This is a genomic window from Bacillus cereus group sp. MYBK227-1 (assembly GCF_051916325.1).
In the GTDB taxonomy this organism is placed as follows: domain Bacteria; phylum Bacillota; class Bacilli; order Bacillales; family Bacillaceae_G; genus Bacillus_A; species Bacillus_A cereus.
Map to the genome: position 1 here is coordinate 787,189 of NZ_JBQAGK010000001.1, position 25,352 is coordinate 812,540.

Below are 25,352 nucleotides of genomic sequence, written 5' to 3' on the forward strand. Positions count from 1 at the left end.
AACTTTGACTTGGTGACACCTTCTTTTTGTTTTTGTAAACAGTATGATAATAAATAAAATTATGGCGAACTCAATTTTAAATATATAAATATTTCGACAAGATATAATGATAAAAGTTGATGAAAATAATAACTTTTATCATGAAGTGAATTAATTTCAACATAGTTTTAGATAATCATTTTTTCGTGTTCACAAAGTTGTCAGAAAATAAACGAGATTTTCATATGAAGTTCAAATAGAATTCACAACAATCAATTATTATAAGAACACACAGATAATTCTTTATCTTTTATATAAACCATCCCCCAAGGAGGACAATGAAAATGAGAAAAAAAGTGAGAAAATCGTTTAAACAATTATTAATTGAAAATAAACAATCACTATTAAATAATAAAGAAAATATGAAAGAAATTGAAGAGAGAATTGAGAAACGACATGTAGCATATAGTGGTGCCAGTAATTAAATAAAATAAAAAAGATAGCCTATGTAGGCTATCTTTTTTATTTTATATTGAAAAAACGCTATTCAGCTCTTTAATTTTGTAAATATGCAAGATATTTTTATAGCGTTTTTCTATCAATATTACTCATTTTTCGAGGTTGAAATTGGTATATACCAATTTTTGAGATTTTCTATTCAAAATATTACAAAAAATGTTACAATACACTCAAATTTATACTATAAAATCATTTTAATATGAAAAATTGGAATGAAAAGAAAGGAGAGGAATATGAATAAAGATGTCGCTTTGAAATGATTATTATCATTTCATTAGGAGTTGAGGTAAAAAGATGAAAAGATACGAAGAATTGGACTCTATAAGAGGGATTTCTTCATTAGTAGTAATGATTGGTCATCATTTAATGATTTTTTCAGCATTTCAAAATTACAGTTATGAAGATAATAAACCATTTGTTGTGTATCTATTAAAAGAAACGCCTGCTCGTCTAATTTTTAGTAGTGGTAACGAATCAGTTATTATCTTTTTTGTTTTGAGCGGATTTGTTTTGTATGAATCTATTCAAAAAAACTATAGTAGCTATGGGTCATACCTTTTAAAACGTATATGCAGAATATATATTCCTTATATTGTGGCAATAATTATAGCTATTGTATGCCAGATTACAATTAGTGAATATGGTATTTCTTATTTAAGTGAATGGTTTAATCGCTCATGGACGATTGAAAGTTCTTCAAGCTTAATCGCACAACATATTTTATTGGTTGGGAAATATAATACAGATGCATATAACGGTGTGATTTGGTCACTTGTCCATGAAATGCGAATATCAATAATTTTCCCGTTAATTTTGATGATTTGCTTACGAAAAACGTTAAGGTGTTCATTACTATTATTGTTTAGTTTTAGTATATGTTCTGTCGTAATATTATTTTTGTTTCGCTCGGGCTTAACATTAACAAGCTATGCATTAACATTGCATTACACAGTACTGTTTTTACTAGGAGCACTAGTTGCGAAGTATAAAAATAATTTAATAGTTTTTTATAGTAATTGTACTAAAAACACAAAAATTGCATGGTTTTTATTTGCGATTTTACTTTTTATGTATGAAGGGCTTATAGGAGAAATTAAAGTGCTCAATAATTTTATATTTCGAGACTACGTAGTGGCGATAAGTGCATGTTTATTTGTCATATTAAGTTTGTCAATATCAACTTTGTCGTCCTTACTACATAATAAATATTTGTTATATTTGGGGAAGATTTCTTACAGTCTTTATTTATACCATATTATATCGTTGTTTTCCCTTATATACATGCTCCATGAAATATTACCGTTGCCTATTATTTTAATTTTTTCACTTGTTTTTTCGTTTATACTTGCAATGCTTTCGTATGTATATGTAGAAAAATTTGCATTCGGAGTCGGAAAGTATGTAACAAAACAAGTGGATAGAAGAGAGAAAGGGTTATCTGTAAAGAGTGAATTGCAGGATGTTATTCAGAAAAGGGCGGTGAAATAATTGAAGCAAGAAATGAGTATAAAAGATTTTCAACAATTACTGAAAAGAAGATTCGTAACGATTATTTTAACGATGTGTTGTTTAACCGCTTCTTTAGTTCTTATCTCTATGTATGTTTTAAAGCCGTCATATCAATATTCAACGCAAATTCTTGTTGGGAATTTAGATGAGTTTAATAAGGAAAATTCAACAAATAAAACACAAGAAAATAAGCAACTAGTAACATCGTATGTTGATATTTTAAAAAGCCCATTAATTATTTCAACAGTCAAAAAAACTTTGAAATTAGAGCAATCAAGTTATGAATTAGCACAAAAAATCTCGGTTGTGAATACGGACAACTCACAAATTGTAACTGTTACAGTAAAAGATTCCAATCCGAAAATCGTGAAAGACATTGTAAAGACATTGGCAGAGCAATCACAAAAAAGCTTTCAACAGTACACAAATGTACAAGGGGTGAAAGTATTAACTGATCCTGAGTTACAGGAACAGGCTGAAAAATTGTTTCCGAAATTTCAACTGATCATTCCTATTTCTTTAATTGTTAGTTTTTTTGTTGGGATAGGTTTAGCTGTATTTCAAGATTATTTTGATGAACGTATATACACGGAACAAGATTTAGAGAAAATAACAACAGTCTCTGTTATTGGTCACATAAATATGGAACCAAATAGAAAAAAGAAACCTACAGAGGTTGATAAAAAATCATCTATATATCGAGGTGAACATGTCGATGTTTAGGACAAAGAAGCAGCTTCCATTCAATTTGCATGATGATCTGATGAAAGAGCAGTTTTATACGGTGTATCACGAGCTGAAAAAATCCGGAAAACAACTGTTCACAGTTAGTTCAACGAAGGACAGAGGTGTTGTTGCCTCGCTTATAGTAAATATGGGTCTAGTGTTTGCGGAAATGAAAAAAAAGGTGTTACTTATTGATGTGAATTTTTCTGACCCTAAACTACATGTATTATTACAAAGTGATCACATGATAACAGTAAACGATATAATAAGCTCTTCCTCCTGCAATTATGAATCTTTTTCTAGTAATTTGTCTAATTACTTATATTGTATTCCTGCAAAAAAAACAGTACATACAGGGACGCCTTTAGTTGCTATGGATGAATTTGATAATGCGATTGCTAAGTGGAAAGAAGATTTTGATTACATTTTCGTTTATTCTTCTGAAGTATTTGAACTTCCTGCTACGCACATTATTGCAGGGAAATGCGATGGAGTGGTTTTAGCAGTTAAAAAGCAAAAAGATTCATTACGTACAGTGCAAAAAGTAATAGCGGATATAAATAGGAAAGAATGTGAATTAATAGGTATAATTTTATATTCTTGAATGTGGGGGTAACGATCCATGATTCGTGAAACAAATCAAGCCAAGTTGTATACGATTCCGGCTCAAGAAAAGCCTAGCATATTGAATCGAAGTGTAAAACGCTTGTTTGATATTATATTTTCAATCATATTGTTACTATTAACAATACCAATTATGTTGTTCTTTTGTATTATGATTACCTTAGAAACATCAGGGGCTCCAATATACTTTCAAGAACGTTTAGGTATAAACGGGAAGAAGTTTAATGTATTTAAATTAAGGTCGATGGTAAAGGATGCTGAAATGAACGGACCACAATGGGCAAAAGAACATGATCAAAGAATTACAAAAGTTGGATTGTTTATAAGAAAAACGAGAATTGATGAATTACCACAGCTCTTAAACATTTTAAGAGGAGATATGTCTTTTGTAGGCCCTAGACCAGAGAGAGAGTTTTTTTATAATGAGTTTGATGCGTATATTCCAGAATTTAAGGAACGTTTAATAGTAAAACCAGGATTAACAGGATGGGCACAAATAAATGGAGGGTATAATCTTGATCCAAAGGAAAAGTTGAGGCTGGACATGGAGTATATTGAAATGAAAACATTTCGGATGGACATCCGTATTTTATGTAAAACCGTTTTAATTGTATTGAACGGTAATGGTGCAAGATAAATATATATGTAAACAAACAACATATGTAAGTAGGTTACTTGCAAAGGAGAACTTGTATGGGTAGATCTATTCTAAGCAATATTATCCATCTATTTTATAGTACGATTTTAGCTAACCTTCTTCAGGCCGTCAGTTTAATTGTTTTAGCAAACTTTTTTAACGCACAACATTATGGGATGTTTAGTGTTGCCATAGCAGTGACGTTTGTTATGTTATTTTTTACAGACTTAGGACTTAGTAATACGTTTCTTCGAGAAGGGGCAAAGGATGGAGCAGATTTAGAGAAGATTTTATCATCGTATATAAAAATAAGGATGATTCTATTTATTCTTATTTCTATAATCGGTTATATTGCTATTCATTATATGTATGCGGATAAAAATTTAATTTATATGATGATAAACGTAATGTTTTTCATGTTAATAGGATTAACTTGGCAAAACATAGGGATTGCCTATTTTCAACTGACGGAACGTATGAAGTATATAGCGCTCATAAAAGTTGTATCAGCATCAGTTGTCATTATAATTACATGTTTTTGTATTTTCGGAGAGTTACCGGTGTATGTAACAGCTCGCTTATATGCTTTTGGGTATATGATTGGTGGTTTATTCAGTATATATATCATGAGAAGAAAGACGAAAATGAATATGAAAGTCGTAATTCATAAAGCGTTATTTTGGCAATTAACTCCCTTTATTATTAGCGGTTTTTTAATAATGAGTACGCCACAATTAGCGCCTATCTTGCTTAACTATACATTGCCATTAAGTATGGTAGGTGTTTTTGCAGTGGCGTACCGGATGCCGGCAGCTTTATATCAAGTACCAGGGGTAATTGCAGGTGCATTTTTTCCGGTGCTCTTTAAGCATTATAACCAGAATAATATAGAAGAGCATACGAAATTAAATTTACTTCAAATTAAATCAATGGCGATTGTAGGAATATGTATGACGATCGGTTTATATCATTTAGCACCATACTTTATTTCTATATTTTTTCATGAAGAATGGAGGAATGCAGTAGAACCACTCCAAATATTATCATTTCTTATTGTGCTACAAAGTTTAAATATTGCCATTGCTGACGGTTTAACGACGAGTGGTTGTCAAAATAAGAGGACTGTTGTGCAGTGTGTAGCATTGGTGATAGGTGGGGTTATGCTTTATAGCTTTAGTAGTCTTGGTGGAGTGATAGGAGCGGCATACGCTATGGTTTTATTTGAAATAGTCGCTTTAGTGGGATATATAGCGGTAAGTGTAGTGAAGAAAAAAATTGTATTCCAAATTGTAATACCGTATACAATTTATTTTGGTGTAACCTTTATTGGAGTGCAATATATATTGCATACATATCATTTAATTGCGCTTGTTCTTAATATACTAATTGTAGTAGCTGCCATATTCCTATATGATTATGAGCTAAAAAAACTTCTTCTTTCTTTTATAAGAAAAATACGCAAAAAGGATTATATTACGAAACAGGGGATATAGCCTATGGAAAATAATATGAAAGTATCAATGGGATGGATTATTCTTCTAATATTATTTGTCATGTTAAGTAAATACAATTTATATATTGGATTTTCATTGAAGATATATATGATTTTTTTAGTCATATATTTTTGTTTAACAATTAAAGACTTTCATATTCAAAAGTTATATTTTCATGAAGTTATATTTTTACTGTTTTATTTCATTTATTGTTTAAGCGGAATTCTTTCTATGTATTTAAATGCTAGTATTCGTATGATTTTTGGCGTGCTACTCGTTTTAGGATGCTATTTTATAATGAGAAATTTATTGGGGAATACTGAAATAGTGGTACTTGAATCATCTATTGCTTATGTAGGAATAGTATTTAATGTTGTAAGTCTACTACTCTATATAATCGGTTTACAATACTTTAGTTTATACGGTGGAGAAGAGAGAGAAATTTTTGCTGGTTTATTAGTGGATAGAGGATATCCACGGTTAATTGGATTGCTAGATGATCCTAACATTTTTATTTTCTATAATACAATATTTTTTATGTACTATATGACGAATTTGCAAAATATCACTAACATCTTAGGGTTAATTTTATGTGTTACGACGAGTCTATTAACCTTTTCAAGAGGGGGAATATTAGCGCTTGTGCTTGTCATTTTTGTATATATATGTATGTCTAGTTTCGCTAAAAAAATAAAAATAATTATGAGTTTAGTATTGTTTAGTGTAGTTATTTTTAGTTTATCGAATAGTGTAATGGGGGGCCAATTAGATGACATATTAAATAAACGAATTTCTGATTTTTCCCATGATAATGGAAGTGGTAGATTTACATTATGGGAAGCTGCTTTTAAATATTATTTATCCAATCCATATATCGGAATTGGTGCGTTTAACTTCTCGAATTATTATGAGTATCAATTTAATGAAAAATTATATGTACACAATACATTTTTAGAAATTTTGTCTGAGTCGGGTACAATTGGTTTTCTTCTATATAGTGCGTTTTTATTCATATTAATGTTTAAGTTAGCGCAGCATACTTTGTTTCGTGAAAAACCATACCTTCTATTGACTATGATTGCATTTTTATTTCAGATGATGTCATTGTCACTCATTATTAACGAAGCGTTCTTTTTATTTTTAGCAGTTGTTGTGAAGTATATTTCAATATATGAAGGAAGGGGAAAGATAGATGGTAAAATGTCTATCAGCACATAATAAGGCGCCTCATGTTTCTGTAATAACACCTTCTTATAATAGTAGACGATTTATAGGTGAGACAATTTTATCTGTACAGAATCAATCGTATGAAAACTGGGAAATGATTATCGTTGATGACTGTTCAACCGACCAATCTGCCGCAAAAATTAAAGAGATAATAGAAGGAGACTCACGTATTAGGTTATTATCATTAAAAGAAAATGTTGGTGCTGCTAAAGCTCGGAATTTAGCGATTCGAGAGGCGAGAGGAAGGTACATTGCCTTTTTAGATAGTGATGATATATGGTTGCCGCATAAATTGAAGACACAATTGTTATTTATGGAAGAAATGAATATTGCTTTTTCATATGCGTCGTATAGTTTAATTGATGAAAATGGTAATGAATTAAATCGCGAAGTGAGTGTACCAAAATCTGTTGACTATCATTATTTAGTAGGAAATACAATTATCGGGTGTTTAACGGTGATGATTGATCGTGAAAAAATTCCGTATGTCGAAATGCCTAGTGTACAGCCGGAAGATACAGCGTTATGGCTGAACTTATTACATGAAGGGCATGAAGCAAAAGGGATACAGCAAGTATTAGCGAAGTATCGAATTGTAGCAAATTCTGTTTCGAGTAATAAAGTTAGAGCAGCTTTTCGGTATTGGAAATTATTAAGGGACCAAAAAAGTCTTAATGCAGTGCAAAGCTTTTACTATTTTAGTAAGTATGCTTATCATGCTTATAAAAAAAATAAAATCAATGTAGTTGGGAAGACGCAATTATGAATATACTGTTGATGACTGATAAATTGATAACTGGCGGAGCCGAAAATTATTTCTGTAAATTAGAAAATAATTTGCATTATGAGGATTTTAAGATTTATACAGCTGCAGGTGATGGAGAACTATATGAATCCCTTACTAGAAAAGAAAATTTCATCTTACTTAGTCGATGGAATCATTTGAGAAATATTTATTATTTACGAAACGAAATTTGTAAACGAAAGATAGAGCTTATTCATGCAAATAGTTTGCGAATGGTATTATATGCTTTTCTAATTCAAAAGTTTATTAAAAAAAAGATGAAAATTGTTTATACGAAACATAATGTAACGATATTAGAAAAGAAAATGCCAACGCTTTTTCGTTATTTCATGAATAAATATGTGAACAATATTATTACAGTAAGTGAGTTTGAGAAGAATAATTTAATTTCAATTCATGTAGCAGAAGAAAAAATAAATACAATTTATAACGGTGTCGATATTGAAAAGTTTTTATTCCAGCAGAAAAAGAAAGAATCTACATATAAAATAGGGATATTAGCTAGATTATCCAAAGAGAAAAACCATCAACTATTTGTCAAAATTGCAAATGTGTTGAAAAAGAGAAATGATTTTATGTTTTATATTGCTGGTGATGGACCAGAGAAAGAATCGATTATGAAAGAAATAGAAAAATATGGATTACAGCAAAGGGTGAAGATGCTAGGGAATATTTCAGAGCCGCATGAGTTTATAGGGAATATGGATGCTTTACTTTTATTATCTTTTCGTGAAGTGTTTCCAATGGTAGTAATTGAAGCGATGGCTACAGGGACACCAATTGTTTCAATAGATGTTGGTGGAATACATGAAGCGGTAATAGATGGAGAATCAGGTGTTTTAATATCTGAATATTGCGAATCTGAATTCGCAAGTGCACTTGAAGAACTACAAGGGGATGAACAAAGGGTAAATGATATTAGATTGAAAGCACGAGAGAAAGCAGTGAGGTATTTCTCGTTAGCTAAAATGATAGAAGAAACGAAAAATATATATGAGTTAAACAAATGACCGGGTAGGTCGTTTGTTTTTTTTATTATAGAAACTTTTAAGAGAGAACTCACATATTATATGAAAAAAGGTAATATGAGGAGTGAATTTATTTTGTCAGAATATATTTCTTCCCAAGAAGATTGTGCGCCAGAAAGTAGCGTTCACATTGATTGTTTTGGCGCAGTTCCAAACTCGGGAAATGATAGCTCATTAGCAATTCAGCAAGCTATTGATTATTGTGTAGCGAATCGAATTTCGACGGTTAGAATTACAGGGGTAAATACGTACAAAATTGTAAAGCCGATTGTTATTAAATCAAACGTAAGATTAGAGTTAGATCCTACCGTAACGCTGCAAATTGATGGGGATTTTAATGCATTTGAGCTACAAAGTAACGCTTCGATAGTTGGTGGTACTATTCAAGTTATAAATCCGTTGTTTCAATCGGCTGTCATTTATGTTTCTGGTTCACAACAAATCGAAGTACCTAATCAATCTGTTATATCAAATATAAATATAATAAATACAACTCCATCGTATAAAGGAAAAGCTATACATTTTTATTGTCAAAAGGCATGGGATTATATTAGTTTCTTTCAAGTTAAATTTATTCAAATTAAAAACTTTCAAACTGCAATATATTTGAAAACAGAGTATATAGATGATATCAATACACCTTGCTGGATTAATGCCAATGTATTTCAATCAATATTTATTGATGGATGTGTGTATGGGATTGAAGTAGATGGAAATAGTGATTTGCCAAATGAAAGTTCAGGAAATACGTTTCATGATATTCAAGTGCAATGTAGACAACAAACGAAAAAAGCAATTCGTTGCTCAGGTGCGTATAATACATTTGATTGTATGATTTGGGATACGTACCGGATGAGTAGTGAACAAATTGTCATTGAATTTTCTTCTAATTCGCATCGTAACTACCTTTTTTCAAATTTACTTTCTACAACTATTGTAGATAAAGGACAATACAATGTTTGTAAGTCTACCTATGAAGAATCTCTTCGAATTCAGTTACCGATTACGTTAAATAAACCACATTTAATAGGGAATCAAGATGATATTTTAGTAAATGCTCAGCAGAAGTATACGATTAAGCAAGTAAGTGGGAAAGTGCCTTACGGGGGGAATCTCGCAAATTGCTTTAATTTAATAGATGAACAAAGTGTAAACTATATTGACGTTCCAGATAGTAATCCAGTTGTAATTGAACTGGATTTTACGAAAAAACCAATACAAATGTTAAATTGTTTTGGAATGTATTTTGGGTGGGGAGAGAGCCCAAAGAAAATTAAAATTGAATATGCATTAAGCGCAACTGGAAGTTGGGTTATCGCGTTGGATGTTCCATTAAATGTTGGCGATACAATTATATCGAATATGAAGGCGAGTCAGTTATATAAAGTTAGAATTACATTAAGTGGTTATTCTCAAGATCATAAGCGTTTTCGAATTAATCGTATTTTTGCAAGGTCTTCTATGGAAAATGGGAACGCTTGGTTAGCGACAACTGGCGGAAGAATGTTTGGAGATATTGAAATAGAGGCAAGTAAAGGTATAATCATGAAGACTGCTAGTGGAGTGAAATGGAAAGTTACTATTAATGAAGCTGGCCAACTTATTACGACTAAGATAACTTGAGATGTTGTTTAATTGTATATCCTTGGACGAGTTACAACGTAGTGGGATATAGGTAATGAAAAAGAGATTGTAATTTGGTTTCAACCAAACTACAATCTCTTTTTTGTTTCAATTACTTCCACCAAATCCAAGTCCAAAGGTAATTTCGTATATTTCGAGGAGTAATGCGAATGAAGCGTTCACCGTCAAAGAAGCAATTTAAATTTGGAAGTGTTTCATCTGGATTTTCTGGAAAAAAAGTGACGATGTTTTCGTTACTTGTAACGGTTACTGTAATTGGTGGGTCGGTAGGCGAGACTTGAAGTTGTAACGAAATATTGGCCGTATTTTTAAATTCATTATTAACAGGTGGACTTATTACTTGTACTGTGAATAATACGATAATTGTTTCGTTTGGTTCCAAATTAGTGGCAACTAGGAAACCGATATTCGGATTCGCTAGTGGAGAGCGTTCACCGTTAATAAAGACAGTGCCGTTTATAAATTGTAAACCTGCTGGAATGGTATCTTGTAAAGAAATATTCGAGAGTGAAATTTTGGAATTATTGGTAATACGTACCGTGTAATCAAAATATTGATTTAAATAAGCTGAGCTGACGGAAGCATTTTTCGTGACTGTTGCAGTTATAAATTGAATTGGTATACGAACAATATTTGAATTAACAATGAAAGTAATAATTGGATCCTGTGGTGTCAATTGAAAGGCAGCGGTAACTGTTGCAGAATTTATAATTGTACTGTTTGAAGGAATAGAAGTTACGAGAACTTGAAATGTTATAGTTGCTACTGAATCTGCAGGTAAAGAGCCGATATTAATACCAGTGTCTGGACGAACATTTGTAACGGGAGTACCGTTAATTGTTACGCTGTTTTCTATAAATGTTGTACCAGCTGGAATGCTGTCTATAACAGAAGTACTGATTGTCGGAATTGGGGAGTGATTAAATACCGCTAATGTGAATGTAATGATATCTCCTATAACGACAATAGATTTGTCAGCTGTTTTTTCAATGTCAACCATCGGATCAACGACTGTCGTTGTAACGGTATTTGTTTGCTTTGTAACTGTATTTATTTGCTTTGTAATCGTAATAGGTGGTTGGATTGGACCGACAATAGGCGTATAGGAAATAGTAGCATCGTTATTGATTGTAGATTGAAGAGTAGAAGAAGAAATTGTCACTTGGAATGTAATAATAATAGATTCATTTGGAGCAAGATTTCCTAACGTAATACCATTTTCCGGATTCGCATTAGGTTGATTGATTCCGTTAATCGTAACACTACCAATAACAAATGTCGTATCTGCTGGTGCTGTGTCTACTAAAAGAAGGTCTTCGATAATGATATTACCATTATTAGTAATCGTGATGGTATACGTTAAAGTTTGACCGGGTAAGGCACTTGTGAAATCAACAGCTTTTATCGCAATGACATTATCATTTTGGACAGTAGTTGTGACGGTGTTTGTTGTAGTCGTATTTGTAACAGGTACGTTATTTGGGTTGACTATATAGTTAAAAGTAGTAATTGCGTTGTTGTTTAGTTCATTTGGTGTTGGAATAGAAGTCACAGTTACTTGGAATGAAACGATAGCATCTTCACCAATAGTTATAGTACCAATTGGTATGCCGCTTACTGGATTCACTCCTGGAAGAGTTTCTCCGTTTACAATGACGCTATTTTCTATAAACGTAGTACCTTGAGGAATAATATCTTGAATGATTACATCATTTACTGCAACATTACCGGTTTGATTTAGTGTAATCGTATACGTTAACGTATCACCAACCGTTGCAAATGCAAGGTCAACAGCTTTATTACTATTCAAATTTGCGTGATTAATTTCTGTTGCGGCAGCTGATGAAATAATAGTTTCGGTAATAGGTGGTCGATCTGGTAACGTGTATTCATATTCAATTGTACTCGTGTTAGAGATTGGATTTGTTTGTGGAATCGAAGTAACCCTTACTTGGAATAGAATAGTTGCTGTCGTATTAGGTGGAATGGTATCAATTTGTATACCGTTAAGAGGATTGTCATTTGGCCGAGCGTTGCCGTTCACGATAACACTATTCTCTATAAAGCTCGTATTTGCTGGGATAATATCTGTAACAATAATGTTTTCGACTTGTATATTTCCGTTATTTATGATGGAAATTGTATAAGGGATGATAGTTTGTAAGTCAGCATATTGGATAGGTGTTGTTTTTGTCGCAATTACATTAGCGGAAATAACTTCAGTGAAGGTAATATTGCTAGTCGATATTTGTTCTTCCACGTTTATTGTATAACGAGAAGTTGATTGATTTTGAACATGACCGCTAGCAGGAAGAGCTACGACGGTAACAGAAAATGTGACTGGGATAGAAATGTTAGGAGCAATCGTTCCCACAAGTATACCTACACTTGGGTTGGCGTTAAGCTGAGGAATGTTATTTACTAAAACGCTACCGTCAATAAAGGTTGTTCCATCAGGTATATTGTCTGTAAATACAACAGCAGTGGCATCCGTATTCCCTGTATTCGTTAAAGTTGTTGTATAAGTTAAAATGTCACCAATCGTTACAGAGGTTAAATCAACAGTTTTAAGTGAAACGATATCAGCATCATTAATTTGAACGAAAGTAGTATTGGAAGTAGTAGATTTTTGAATTGGTGCAAAGTCAGGATTGAAAATAAAGTCGTAGGCGATGTTTGCAGTATTAGGTGTTGGATTTACAGTAGGTAAATTCGTAACGGAAACTTGGAATGTTATTGTAGCCATTTGACCTGCTGCGACATTAGGAATGGAAAAGCCGATATTCGGATCTGCTGCAGGAAGTACAGTATTATTAACTATTACACTTCCTGGAATAAATACTGTTCCATCTGCTATAGTATCTGTAAAAAAGATGGAGTTAGTTGTAGCCGATCCATTATTTTGAATGAATACTGTATATTCAATGGTTTCATCAATAGTAGCTAATACAGTATTAGCAGATTTTGTAGCAATAAGAATAGCATCAATAAATTGTATGTTTGTAGCATTGGAAGAGGTCGTTTCTGAAATTGGTGGTGTGCTTGGGTCTGGTCGATACTCATAGTGAATGACGGCGATATTATTAATGTTATTTTGTGGCGGTATAGAAACTACGCTTACTTGGAACGTAACAATAATCGTATTATTTGGAAGAATTATATCAAGATTGATACCGGTAATTGGATTTTCGTTAGGTCTTGGTACGCCATCTACAAGAATGCTATTTGGAACGAATGTGGTGCCAGAAGCAATTGCGTCAAGTAGGAGAGTATTTGTAATAGGTATTGTACCGGCGTTTGTAACTGCGACTGTATATGTGATGATTTGACCGATACGTGTAATGGATCTGTTAGCGGATTTAATTGCACTAACATTTGCCGTTCGCACTTCAGTATTTACTGCATTTGATAACGATCTACGCTGAATAATTGGAGAACTAGGGTCAATTTGGTATTCGTACGAAGTGTCTGAAATATTAATGACTGTATTGCCCTCTGGTATATTTGTAAGTTGTACTTGGAATGAAATAGTGACTGTTTCATTTGGTTGTATCGTGCCGAGAGTTACTCCGTTTTCAGGATTCACGCCAGGCTGAATTACATTATTTATTGCTAAGCTATCTTCAATGAATATAGTATCTTCTGGAATGTTATCAATGAACACGATATTGTTAGCCGGAACGGTTCCTATATTTTGAAGTGTATTTGTGTAGGTAATCATTTGCCCGATTGATACGAAATTTACATCCGCACTTTTAACAGAAATAATATTTGCATTTTGAAGTGATGTTGTAACAATGTTAGAATTTGCAGAGCGATTTACTGGTGGGGCTGTAGGAATACTTACATATTGGTAAGTTGCTGAAGATTGATTTACAATTTCAGTTTCATTCGGTGGATTATTTGTTTGCACTTGAAATAGTATCGTTTTGGAACTGTTTGCTGGAATTGTTCCAATCGGTATTCCGTTTTCAGGATTTACACCTGGCTGAAGGACACCATTAATTGTGACACTATCGGGAACGAATGTAGTCCCAGCAGGGATAGAATCTGTGAAATTAATATTTATTGCGTCAACATTACCGATATTTTTCACTTCAGAAATATAAAGTATAGTTCCACCGATATCTACAGTTGTTGGATTGGATGTTTTTGTAATTGCCAATTGTGCTTGCACGAAATTTGTAATAACGATATTACTAGTAGATGTTTCAGTAATAGGCGGTTGCCCTGGGTCTGGTTGGATTGTATATGTTGTATTGGATTGATTTGTAATCGATTCTTGGGAGAATGAATCGTTAATAAGAATTTGGAACGAAATAAGGTGAGTAGCGTTTGCTGCTAAAGTAGGTAAAGTAACACCTACATTTGGATTGGCATCAAGTATAGTTGTTCCGTTAAGTGTAAAACTATTTTCTACGAATGTAGTATCTTGGGGGATCGTATCTGAAAATATGAGATTAGTAGCTGGAATATTTCCTGTATTTTCTAGTGTTATTGTGTAAGTCAAAATATCACCTGTTGTTGCTTGCTGTGCATTGACTGCTTTTAAAGAAAGGATAGTCGCATCCGAAATTTGTGTGAAAGCAGGATTAGACGTAATTGTTCGAGAGATGATAGGAGCAGTTGGATCGGCGATAAAAGTATAGTCAATACGGGCTGTATTAGAAATTGGGTTTACGCTTGGAATAGATTGAACGATAACCTGGAATGTTACAGTGACGATTTCTGACGGTGTGATGGAGTTTAATGGTATTCCTACGTTAGGATCAGCATCTGGAACGGAAACGCTATTAATAGTTACGCTATTCGGAATAAAGGCAGTTCCTTCGGGGACCAAATCTGTTAAAGTAACTGTATTTGCAGTAGTATTTCCGTTATTTTGAACGACTACTGTGTAAGTGATTGTACCGTCAGTAGATTGTACGAGAGAATCTGTACTTTTAATTACGGATAATGATGCATCAACAACAGCTGTATTAACCGTATTAGACGAGGATGTTGCTGTAACAGGAGGTTGACTTGGATCGACAATATACGTGTAACTTGTAAGTGCTTGATTTATAATTGCTCCTTGTGGTGGAATAGAACTTGCAAGAAATTGGAACGTAATAGTAGCGGAATCACCTGGTGCGATAATACCAACGGGAATACCGAGAGTTGGACTTGCATCTGGAAGTGAAATCCCGTTGAGCGTAACACTATTTGGAACAAATAATGCTCCTTCAGGAACTCCATTAATGAGTAATACAGAGTTTGCAGGGAAGTTTCCAGTATTCGTTAATGTTGCTGTATACGTAATTATATCCCCGATAGACACAATTGAACGATTTGCTTGTAAAACAGTTGTAACAGTCGCGTTATTAATTTGTGTTGAAGCGCTATTAGAATTTATCGTGCCTGTAACAGGAGGAGAGGCCGGATCAACGATGAATGTGTATTGAATAGATGCTACGTTTGTAATCGGATTTGAAGGTGGAGTTGATGTAACTATGACTTGGAAAGTAACGGTTAAGGAACTATCCGAGCTAATTGTTCCGATATTCACTCCGTTATTTGGATTTGCACCTGGAATGGTACTTCCATTTACAGCAAAACTATTTTCAACAAAGGTTGTTCCTGCTGGAACTGGGTCTGAGAAATTTATATTCGTAGCGTTTGTATTGCCGCTATTTTGAATCAAAACTGTATAAGTGATCGTATCTCCAATATTTGCAAAGGCTGTATTAGCAGTTTTTACAGCTGAAAGTATTGCTGTATTAATAGAAGTAACGAAGACATTCGTTTCCACATTGCCAGGTTGAGCCAGTAATGCATTGCCTACGTTATATTGGAAGTTAACAAATCCTAAGTTTTGGAGTTCAGGTGTGAACGTTGTTGGATTACTTACGATTTGTACTTGGAATATGATTGTAACAGTTTGATTTGGATTGATTGTATTTATGCCAACACCGTTAATAATCGAAGCGGATGGTAATGGAGTGCCATCAACAATAACTGATTCTGCAACAAATTGTGTCCACGATGGTAAAGGGTCTGAGAATATAGCGTTGTTAGCAGGAATATTGCCTGTGTTCGTAATAGTCGTTGTATACGTAATCGTATCACCAATCGTTGCAAAAGTTTTATCTCCTATTTTAATAGTATTTAAAATAGCACTTTCAATTTTTGTTGTAACGTTGTTAGAAATAATGTTTTTTGAAACTGGGGGATTAGCTGGATTAACGATATGTTGAAAGCTAACGCTAGCTTGATTAGTAATTGGATTTATAGGCGGAATTTCATTGGCGATAATGTTAAATGCTACGATGACAGATTCGTTTGGCGCGATATCACCGATTGGAACGCCTGTAATGATATCTGCATTTGGGATGCTAGTTCCGTTCAGTGTAAAGCTATTCGGTTCAAAGGAAGTTCCGTCTGGAATAAGGTCGGTAAAAATAACATTCGTTGCACTTACATTTCCGCTATTTGTAATTGTAACGGTGTAGGTAATATCCTGCCCGATATCTACCGTAGATACATTTGGATTTTTTTGTGCAGTAAGGATAGCGCTATTAATTTGTGTGGTCGTTGTATTAGATTGATTGGAAGTTGTAATAAGTGGCTGGCTAGGATCAACGACATAATGATATGTGGTAGAAGCAGAGTTAGAAATGGGATTAAGTGTTGGAAGTGTAATAACAGTTGCTTGGAATGTAACGATTGCCGTATTACCACCATTAATGGAACCAATATTTACACCAGTTGATAAATCGGCGTTTGGAATGGTTTGCCCATTAGCTGTGAAACTATTTGGAACGAAACTTAAATTGCTATCAAGAATATCGATAATAGTTACATCAGTTGCGGTCACATTTCCGGTATTAGGAAGGTTAAGTGTAAATGTTATTGTATTACCAACATCCGCAAAAGTAAGATCTGCTGTTTTGGTGCTAATAATAGTTGCGTTGTTTATTTGAAGGAGTGTAGTGTTGGAAGTAGCTGCACTTGAAACGGGAGAATTAACAGGATCAACAGTAAATTCATACGTCGTTGATGCTGTATTTGGTGCTGGGTTACTAGGGGGAATATTGTTTACTGTAACTTGAAAGACGATACTATATATTTCATTTGGTGGAAGTGTTGCAAGTAATACACCTGTATTTGGATCCGCGTTAGGTTGTAAAACGCCATCGATAGTTAATGTGTTAGGAACAAATGTGAGTCCACTTGGTAATGCATCTGTGAATACAATATTAGTTGCATCGGTATTGCCTACATTGGTAATAGAAGTAGTATAAAAAGCAGTTTGCCCGATATCTGCAAAGGATACACTTTCATTTTTCGTCATAGACAATATTGCTTCGTTAATTTGGGTTGAAACAGGATTACTAATTGAAGTTTCTGCATCAGGCGGTGAGACTAATTGATACGATGTTGATGAGAAATTTACAATTGGGTTTTGGTTTGGTAATGATGTTACAGTAACTTGGAACGAAACTGTTACTGTAGTCCCGGCTGTTATTGTCCCAATATTCACACCGTTCGATGGATCCGCCCCACTTTGAGGAACTCCATTAATAGAAAATGTGTTTGCAATAAATGTAGTGACGCTTGGCACTGTATCTGTAAATATAACATTTTGTGCAGATGAGTTTCCATTGTTTGTTAAAACGACAGTATAAGTGAGTGTGTCTCCAATACGACTAAAGGATTTATCGACTTGTTTTAATGAAAGAATGTTAGCTGTATTAATCGTAGTAAACACTGTGTTTGAAGTAACGTTTCTTGAAACAATCGGTGCATTTGGATCAGCGATAAATGTGTAAGAAGCAGTAGCGGAATTGGCTACAGGATTTTGGTTTGGTGTAGAAGTAGCAGTAACTTGAAATGCGATAGATATTGAGTTGTTAGGAGCAATTGATCCGATTGTTATACCTGTATTAGGATCGAGTTCGATGTGTGTACTGCCATTGATTGTGACACTATTCGGAATGAACGTTGTGCCGTCTGGAATAAGATCAGTGAAAGTAATATTCGTTGCATTTGTATTGCCATTATTCGTTAAAATGGTTGTATAGGTAATGGTATCACCTAGTGTTACAATTGTTTGATCGACCGATTTTACCATCGTTATCATAGCATCTAGTACCGGGTTTGTAACGATATTCGTGGAAGTAGAAGTTGTAATAGGAGTTCCGTTTGGATCGACAGTATAAGAATATAAAATTGTGTCATTACCCATAATTGAACTTGAAGGGGGAACAGAAAGAACATTTGCTTGGAAAGTAACGGTTACTGTTTCACCAGGAGCAATATTTGGTATAGTTACTCCAAGTGCTGGTTGCGCACCAGATTGCTGAACCCCATTTATTTTGACTGAGTTTGGTATAAATGTAGTGTTAGCTGGAATTGCGCTCGTGAACGTTATATTCGTTGCAGTCGTATTTCCTGTATTTGTAATAGTTGTTGTATACGTAATCGTATCTCCAACAGAAATGATAGATTTATCAACGCTTTTTTGGGTCGTTAATATTGCACTATTAATTGTTGTCGAAACAGCATTAGATACGTTCGTTTGTGTTACGGCAGGTTGGCTAGGATCAACTACATGTGCAAATTGTACAGAACTAAAATTAGAAATTGGGTTTATACTTGGAATGTTTGTAACAAGTACGTTGAGAGTAATCACGGCCGTTCCATTTGGGTTTATATTTCCAATCTGAATCCCTTTAGATGGATTTCCGATTTGCTGTGTACCAGAATCGTTTGTAAGAGTGCCAGATATGAATGTCGTCCCATCAGGTAAAGTATCCGTGAAAATTATATTTTGTGAAGTGACATTTCCAGGGTTACTTAATGTAATTGTATAAGAAATTGTATCACCAATCGTTGCGAAAGTTTTATCTGCAGATTTGATTGCCACAATTTCCCCAGAATTTATTTGTGTCGAAACAGAATTAGATGTCGTATTTCGTGAAACAAGTGGTAAATTAGGTCCTGTCATAAATTTATAATCAATAGAAGCGCCGTTTACAACCGGTGAGTTTGGTCCGCCTGGTCCAATTGTGAAAATTGGATTTGGAATGCTAACTACTTGCACACGGAAGGTAACATTTATAAAATCTCCTGCAATAATATCTCCAATTGGTATCCCGTTAGCTGGATTTACTCCAGGTAATAAAACTCCGCCTACTCGAACGCTATCTTCTATAAATACTGTGTTATTTGGAATCGGATCTGTAAAAATGATATTCGTAGCAGTTGTGTTTCCTACATTTTCTAATAAAACTGTATACGTTAAAAATGAATTTCCAGGTGCTATGTCAGAAAATAGCCGATCCACACTTTTCGTTGCTTGAATAATCGCTTCGTTAATTTGAACTAAAGTTGGATTACTTGTAGCTGTTTCTGTCACCGGCGGCTGGGTAGGATCAACAATGATCGAGTATGTCGTGCTAGACTGGTTCAAAGTTGGATTTGTAACTGGTATTGAGCCAACGATAGCTTGAAAGCTAATTGTTGTCGTTCCTCCAACTGGAATTGAGTCTAAAGAAATCCCGCTATCTGGTCTAAATCCAAGTTGTGGGATGGTATTAATTTGTACGCTATCAGGAACGAATGAAAGTTCAGGTGGTAATATATCGATAAAAACAGGTGTGTTTGCGGCAGTATTTCCGGTATTGGTGAGGGTAGTTGTATACGTAATTGTATCTCCAACAGCAGCAAAAGCACTGCTTGCAGTTTTTGTTGCGATAACAGAAGCAGTATTTACTTGTGTAAAGGTTTTATTAGATTGAACTGTTCGTGAAACTGGCGGTTCATTTATATCTACAATAAAGCTATATTGAAGCGATGATTTATTCGGGATTGGATTAGGGTTTGGAAGTGTTGTAATGTTTACTTGAAAACTGAGTGTAGCAGATGCATTTGAATTCAAGTTACCAATATTGATACCGTTTTGTGGATTTGCATTCGGAACGGTTACACCATTTATCTTAAAGCTATTTGGGATAAAGGTAGTACCGTTTGGAATTGTATCAGTAAAAATAATGTTGTTCGCAGTAGTATTTCCATTGTTTGTAACAGCTGAAGTGAATGTAATTGTATCACCAATTGTAGCGAAAGTTGTACTAGCGCTTTTATTTATTACTAAAGTAGCGTCAATAATTGGTGTAACTGTTGTATTTGTTACAGTGCTACCAACAGCAGGAGATTGGTTTGGATTTACGGTATATTCATAATTTACAAGAGCATTATTTGTTAATGTGCCACTAGGTGGTATCGCTAAAATTTGTGCTTGAAAAGTAATGAATACAGTATCTCCTGGCGAAATATCTGCCAAGTGAACACCAAGTGATGGATCTAATCCTGGTTGTGGAACATTATTGATCGTTACGGAGTTTTGGATAAATGAAGCTCCTGCGCCAAGCCCATCTGTTAAAACAGTTGCACTAGCAGGGATATTACCTGTATTTGTTACTGCAATCGTATAAGTAACAATATCACCAATTGCAGCTGTCGGTGTATTCACAGACTTAGTAGCGACAATAGTAGCGTTATTAATTTGAGTTGTTATTACGTTACTTAACGTATTGGCGGATGCTGGAGGTAAGTTAGGATCTACGACATACTGGTACGTTGTATTATTTTGGTTCGGGATTGGATTTGGATTCGGGATAGAATTTACTTGTACTTGGAATGAGATGATTGTATTTGCATTCGGATTTATTGGGTCGATTGCAATTCCGCTTGCTGGATTGACATTAGGCAGTGTATTCCCATTTACAGTAACACTATTAGGAATAAACGATGTTCCGTTTGGAATTACATCTGTAAATATTACATTTGATGCAAGTGTGTTCCCGTTATTCGTTAAAGTAGTCGTGTACGTAATAATATCATTTACGTTAGCAAACTGTTTATCTGCAGATTTAGTAGCGGCAATTGAGGCGTTATTAATAGTTGTCTGTACAGTGTTAGAAGCAACCATCTGCATCACAGCAGGTTTGGATGGATCATACGTATATTGGAATGTTGTGCTTGATTGATTTGTAATTGGGTTTACAGCAGGGATAGTTGGTACAAAAACTTGAAATGCAACGGTGCGTGATGAATTCGCTCCTATCGTACCAATTGAAATGCCAGTGGCAGGATTTGCGTTAGCTACAGGGACATTATTAATCGTTACAGTATTAGGAATGAAGAGGGTACCCGCTGGAATGATATCTGTAAACGTTACATTAGCAGCAGAGATATTCCCGTTATTTGTTAAAATAGTTGCATATAGTATGACATCACCAACATCAGCGAAGTTTGTGCTTGTGAGTTTTGTAGCAACGATATTAGCAGTATTAATTTGTGTAGTTACTATATTGCTAGCAGTGTTTCTAACGAGAGCAGGTAAGTTTGGATCAGCGATAAAGCTATATTGAAGTGAAGCGCTGTTTTGAATTGGGTTTGGTGAAGGTAGCCCATTTGCACTTATTTGAAAAACAATCGTTGTAAAACCACCTGAAGGAATGGAGCCGACTTGAAGACCGGTACTAGGGTCTGCACTTTGTTGTAAAGTACCACCTATAAAAATACTATTTGGTACGATAGTGGAGCCATTAGGGATTATATCGGTAACAATAACATTATTTGCTGTAGTATTGCCAAGATTAGCTAAAGAAATTGTATATGTGATTGGTTGCCCGACATCGGCGATAGTTAAATCTACTTCTTTGACAATCACTACATTTGCTAAATTAATTTGTGTACTTACAGTATTACTTACAGATGTTTCTATAGTTGGTGGATCGCCCGGATTTAGAATAAAGCTATACTGTGTACTAGATGAATTTAATGTTGGGTTTTGTGTTGGTAAAGAGGTGACGGTTACTTGATAAGAGACAGTAAGTGAGCCATTAGCAGCAATGGAAGGTAGTGGAACACCTATATTTGGATCTGCGTTATTTTGGAGTACACCATTAATAAGAAAAGTGTTTGGGATAAAGGTAGTACCGTCTGGATTCGTATCTACGAAAGTAGGACTATCAGCAGAAACACTTCCTGCATTCGTCAAAGTAACAGTATAAGTTAATATATCCCCTACGGTAGCGAACGCTCGGTCCACTGTTTTGGCTGAAATGACATTTGCATCGTTTACTTGAGTAAATGTAGTAGTTGAAGTAGTGTTCTTACTTACAGGTGAAGCGTTTGGATCAACGATAAAGTTATAGGAGATGGAAGCGCTATTTGAAATAGGGTTTGGATTTGGAATGCTAGTTATTACTACTTGGAATGAAGCTGTAATTGTAGTATTAGCATTGATGCTACCAATATTGATGCTAGCTGGTGTAACGCCTGGCTGAGTAACACTGTTAACTATAACGCTGTTTGGGACAAAGGCGGTTCCATTCGCAATTAAATCAGATAGTAATACATTGTTTGCTGCAACATTCCCATCGTTCGTAAGAGCGAAGGTGTAAGTTAATACATCGCCAACTTCCGCAAACGTTTTATCTACAGATTTATTAGCACGGAGATTTGCTAGTCTAATTGTTGATGTAACAGAATTAGAATTTGCTGTTTTTGAAGTCGGTGGCAAACTTGGATTTACAGTATATAGATAAGAAGCGAAGGCGTTATTAATGATAGGATTTTGGGTCGTAATATTGATGACTGTTACTTGGAAAGAAAGGGTAACAGTAGACCCACCAGGAATTGTGCCGATAGGTAAAGCAACGAGAGAATCTACATTTTGTAAAACTCCGTTTAGTGTTACAGTACCAGGAGTCAATATCGTTCCGTTTGGAAGTGGATCTGTTAGTTGCACGTTATTAGCGGCTGTATTTCCACTGTTTGTAATAAGGATTGTATAACTTATTGTTTCGCCAATTGTAGCAAATTGTTTATTTGTTGATTTTGTTAATGTTACATTCGCATTGTTAATTTGAGTGGAAACGAGATTCGAAGAAATATTTTTTGTAACAGGTGATTGGCTAGGATTGACAGTATATTGATAAGAAGCGCTTGATCCGTTAGATACGACATTTGACGTGGGTATTGTGTTTACTACTACTTGAAATGCAACATTTTTTGTTGTGCCGCTTGTTATGGATCCAATGTTCACGCCGGTAGCGGGATTTGCACCCACTTGTGTCGTGCCATCTATTGTTAAACTGTTTAGAACGAAAGTTGTTCCAGTAGGGATGACATCTGTAAAAATAACATTGTTCGCATTTGTATTACCTGTACCTGTAAAGGAAACGGTGTACGTTAGTGTATCACCAATATCTGCAAAATTTTTATCTACTGCTTTCGTCATTGTTACAGTAGCATTATTCACTTGAGTGGAGACAATATTTGTCGTATCAGTCCCACTTACTGCTGGTTGATTAGGTACAGGAATGTATTGATATGTTGTTGTTCCACTATTTAATATTGGGTTTGTTTGAGGGATAGAAGGAACGAGCACTTGGAATGAAATAGTAGTAGTGGAATTTGCGGCAATTGAACCAATTGTTATACCATTAGTGGGATTTGCGCCAGCTTGAGTAACTCCGTTCACAGTTACACTCCCTGGAATGAAAGTAGTCCCGCTAGGAATCGGATCCGTATATATCACATTCGTTGCAGCGATATTTCCTATATTAGCTAAGGCAATACTGTAAGTTAATGTTTCACCAATATCGGTAAAAAGTTTGTTAACTGATTTTGTTCCATTAATATCTGCAAGGTTAATTTGTGTTCCAGCAGAGTTACTTGTTGCAAGACCATTAAAAGTTGTTCCTCCGGCGATTGGTGTATATTGAAATGTAATATTAGCAGTGTTAGAGATAGGATTTTGACTTGGAAGAGAAACGACAGTAGCTTGGAAAGTTACTATACGAGAAGCACCATTATTAATTGTTCCAAGAGATATACCAGCCGCAGGATTTGCATTTGTTTGTGGTACGTTATCTACTGTTACAGTGCCGGGTATAAAAGAAGTACCATTAGGGAGACTATCTATAAAAATAGCGTTATTGGCAGGAAGAAGCCCGGTGTTAGGGATAGTAACTGTATAAGTGAGAATATCTCCAATTGCAGCAACACTTTTATTTACGCTTTTCGTTGCTTGTATATTTGGGGAGTTTATATTAATTTGTAAGCCGACTGTATTTAACATATATGCATCTCCGTTAGTAGTTAAACGGATTGCAGCGGATACTTGTGAGTTTGTTAAATAAGGAGAAATATCAATAGAAGTAATATCCCAGCCCTGTCTTCCTGCGGAAATGTTTGTACCTGTAGAAGCACTTTGATTTCGCGTTCCAAATGTCCCAGTTGTATCTAAGTTTCCTGCAGCATTATTAACTTGAGAACCGAAGAAATTATTTATGGCATTATTTGGTCCAGATAAAGCATTTAATGAACTGAAATTTGGTCCAAATAAAGCTTGATCCCCGGTTAAATCTGCATCTCCTTCGGTAGAACTTAAAAATAATCTCCCGCTTACTGGTCCTCCTGAAGGTGTTAAAAATCCAGAAACAGATACATCGGCACTACCAGTTTCTGCAGAAACACGGTTACCAGCTACATAAATGGTTAAGTTTCTTGCTGGCAATGTCCCGTTTTGATAAGCGACGATAAGCGTCCATCCAGCCGAATTAATTGTTCCATTAGAAGCATCTATAGGATCTACAAGTCCAGGAACCGCTCCTGTAGTATAGGAACCAGCACCTCCCGCTTGAATAAGAGTTGTTACGTCTGCTGAACGAGTGTAAAAGCCAAATGTAATAGAGTTTGAAACGAAAGTTTGATTTGAAGCCGTAACAGCTGAAGGAGTAATCGAGTATGTTGAAACAGGTGTTGTAAAAGAAACTGGGTTTCCTAATACACTCGTAATGTTTTGATCACGAGATAAATAGTTTCCACCCCAAACGAGTTCTGCGTAAAGAATAGTACTACCAGCAGGGATATTTAAAATAGCGGTAGAACTATTTTGTGTATAGTTTAATGTTGTACCAGCAGGAAAAGTAGTTACTTGTAAAGCAGTATTCGTAGTTGCGAATGCACCAATTGCCCCAATTGTACCAGCACGGTTTTGATTGCTGATTTTACTTAAGCCTAAAGTATTACCTGTAATAGCGAGTGCGCCGTTAGTGGTGGTAGAAAATCGATTCGTAATGGGCATGTTGTCACCTCATTTA

11 protein-coding genes are annotated in these 25,352 nt (G+C 34.7%); 10 read left to right on the forward strand and 1 reads right to left on the reverse strand.

Annotation, left to right across the window (positions count from 1 at the left end):
- Positions 1-323: 323 nt before the first annotated feature.
- The 10 genes from ACTFRM_RS04325 to ACTFRM_RS04370 all read left to right on the forward strand — a co-directional run bounded on the left by ACTFRM_RS04325 (position 324) and on the right by ACTFRM_RS04370 (position 10,170).
- On the forward strand, positions 324-464 hold the full coding sequence (locus ACTFRM_RS04325) for an FbpB family small basic protein (RefSeq protein WP_001228048.1): 141 nt from the start codon (positions 324-326) through the stop codon (positions 462-464).
- A gap of 328 nt (positions 465-792) precedes the next feature.
- Complete coding sequence (locus tag ACTFRM_RS04330) at positions 793-1,986, forward strand: acyltransferase family protein (RefSeq protein ID WP_000833054.1); 1,194 nt, start codon at positions 793-795, stop codon at positions 1,984-1,986.
- Entirely contained in the window at positions 1,987-2,730 is a 744-nt protein-coding gene (locus tag ACTFRM_RS04335; protein ID WP_000807054.1) for a YveK family protein, read from the forward strand.
- Entirely contained in the window at positions 2,717-3,337 is a 621-nt protein-coding gene (locus tag ACTFRM_RS04340) for a CpsD/CapB family tyrosine-protein kinase (protein WP_002100874.1), read from the forward strand. The genes ACTFRM_RS04335 and ACTFRM_RS04340 overlap by 14 nt, the downstream gene beginning before the upstream one ends.
- An 18-nt stretch (positions 3,338-3,355) precedes the next feature.
- Positions 3,356-3,994: a sugar transferase gene (locus ACTFRM_RS04345; protein WP_000617648.1), complete on the forward strand. Its 639-nt coding sequence runs from the start codon at positions 3,356-3,358 to the stop codon at positions 3,992-3,994.
- 56 nt (positions 3,995-4,050) lie between these two features.
- Positions 4,051-5,487 carry an oligosaccharide flippase family protein gene (locus ACTFRM_RS04350; protein ID WP_440043095.1) on the forward strand — a complete coding sequence of 479 codons (1,437 nt, stop codon included), beginning with the start codon at positions 4,051-4,053 and terminating at the stop codon, positions 5,485-5,487.
- 3 nt (positions 5,488-5,490) lie between these two features.
- Positions 5,491-6,705 (forward strand): O-antigen ligase family protein, encoded by a 1,215-nt coding sequence (locus ACTFRM_RS04355; RefSeq protein ID WP_000429870.1) that lies wholly within the window; start codon positions 5,491-5,493, stop codon positions 6,703-6,705.
- Positions 6,680-7,480 carry a glycosyltransferase family 2 protein gene (locus tag ACTFRM_RS04360; RefSeq protein ID WP_000237695.1) on the forward strand — a complete coding sequence of 267 codons (801 nt, stop codon included), beginning with the start codon at positions 6,680-6,682 and terminating at the stop codon, positions 7,478-7,480. Before ACTFRM_RS04355 ends, ACTFRM_RS04360 begins: the two co-directional genes overlap by 26 nt.
- Complete coding sequence (locus tag ACTFRM_RS04365) at positions 7,477-8,529, forward strand: glycosyltransferase family 4 protein (protein ID WP_001023682.1); 1,053 nt, start codon at positions 7,477-7,479, stop codon at positions 8,527-8,529. The genes ACTFRM_RS04360 and ACTFRM_RS04365 overlap by 4 nt, the downstream gene beginning before the upstream one ends.
- 93 nt (positions 8,530-8,622) lie before the next feature.
- A complete protein-coding gene (locus ACTFRM_RS04370; protein ID WP_000006056.1) occupies positions 8,623-10,170 on the forward strand; it encodes a hypothetical protein in 1,548 nt (515 codons plus the stop codon).
- A gap of 112 nt (positions 10,171-10,282) precedes the next feature.
- Here ACTFRM_RS04370 and ACTFRM_RS04375 read toward each other — a convergent pair whose 3' ends face one another.
- The gene (locus tag ACTFRM_RS04375) at positions 10,283-25,336 is read right to left on the reverse strand and encodes a cell surface protein (RefSeq protein WP_414963741.1); all 15,054 of its coding nucleotides are present in this window, start codon (positions 25,334-25,336) and stop codon (positions 10,283-10,285) included.
- Positions 25,337-25,352: the final 16 nt, after the last annotated feature.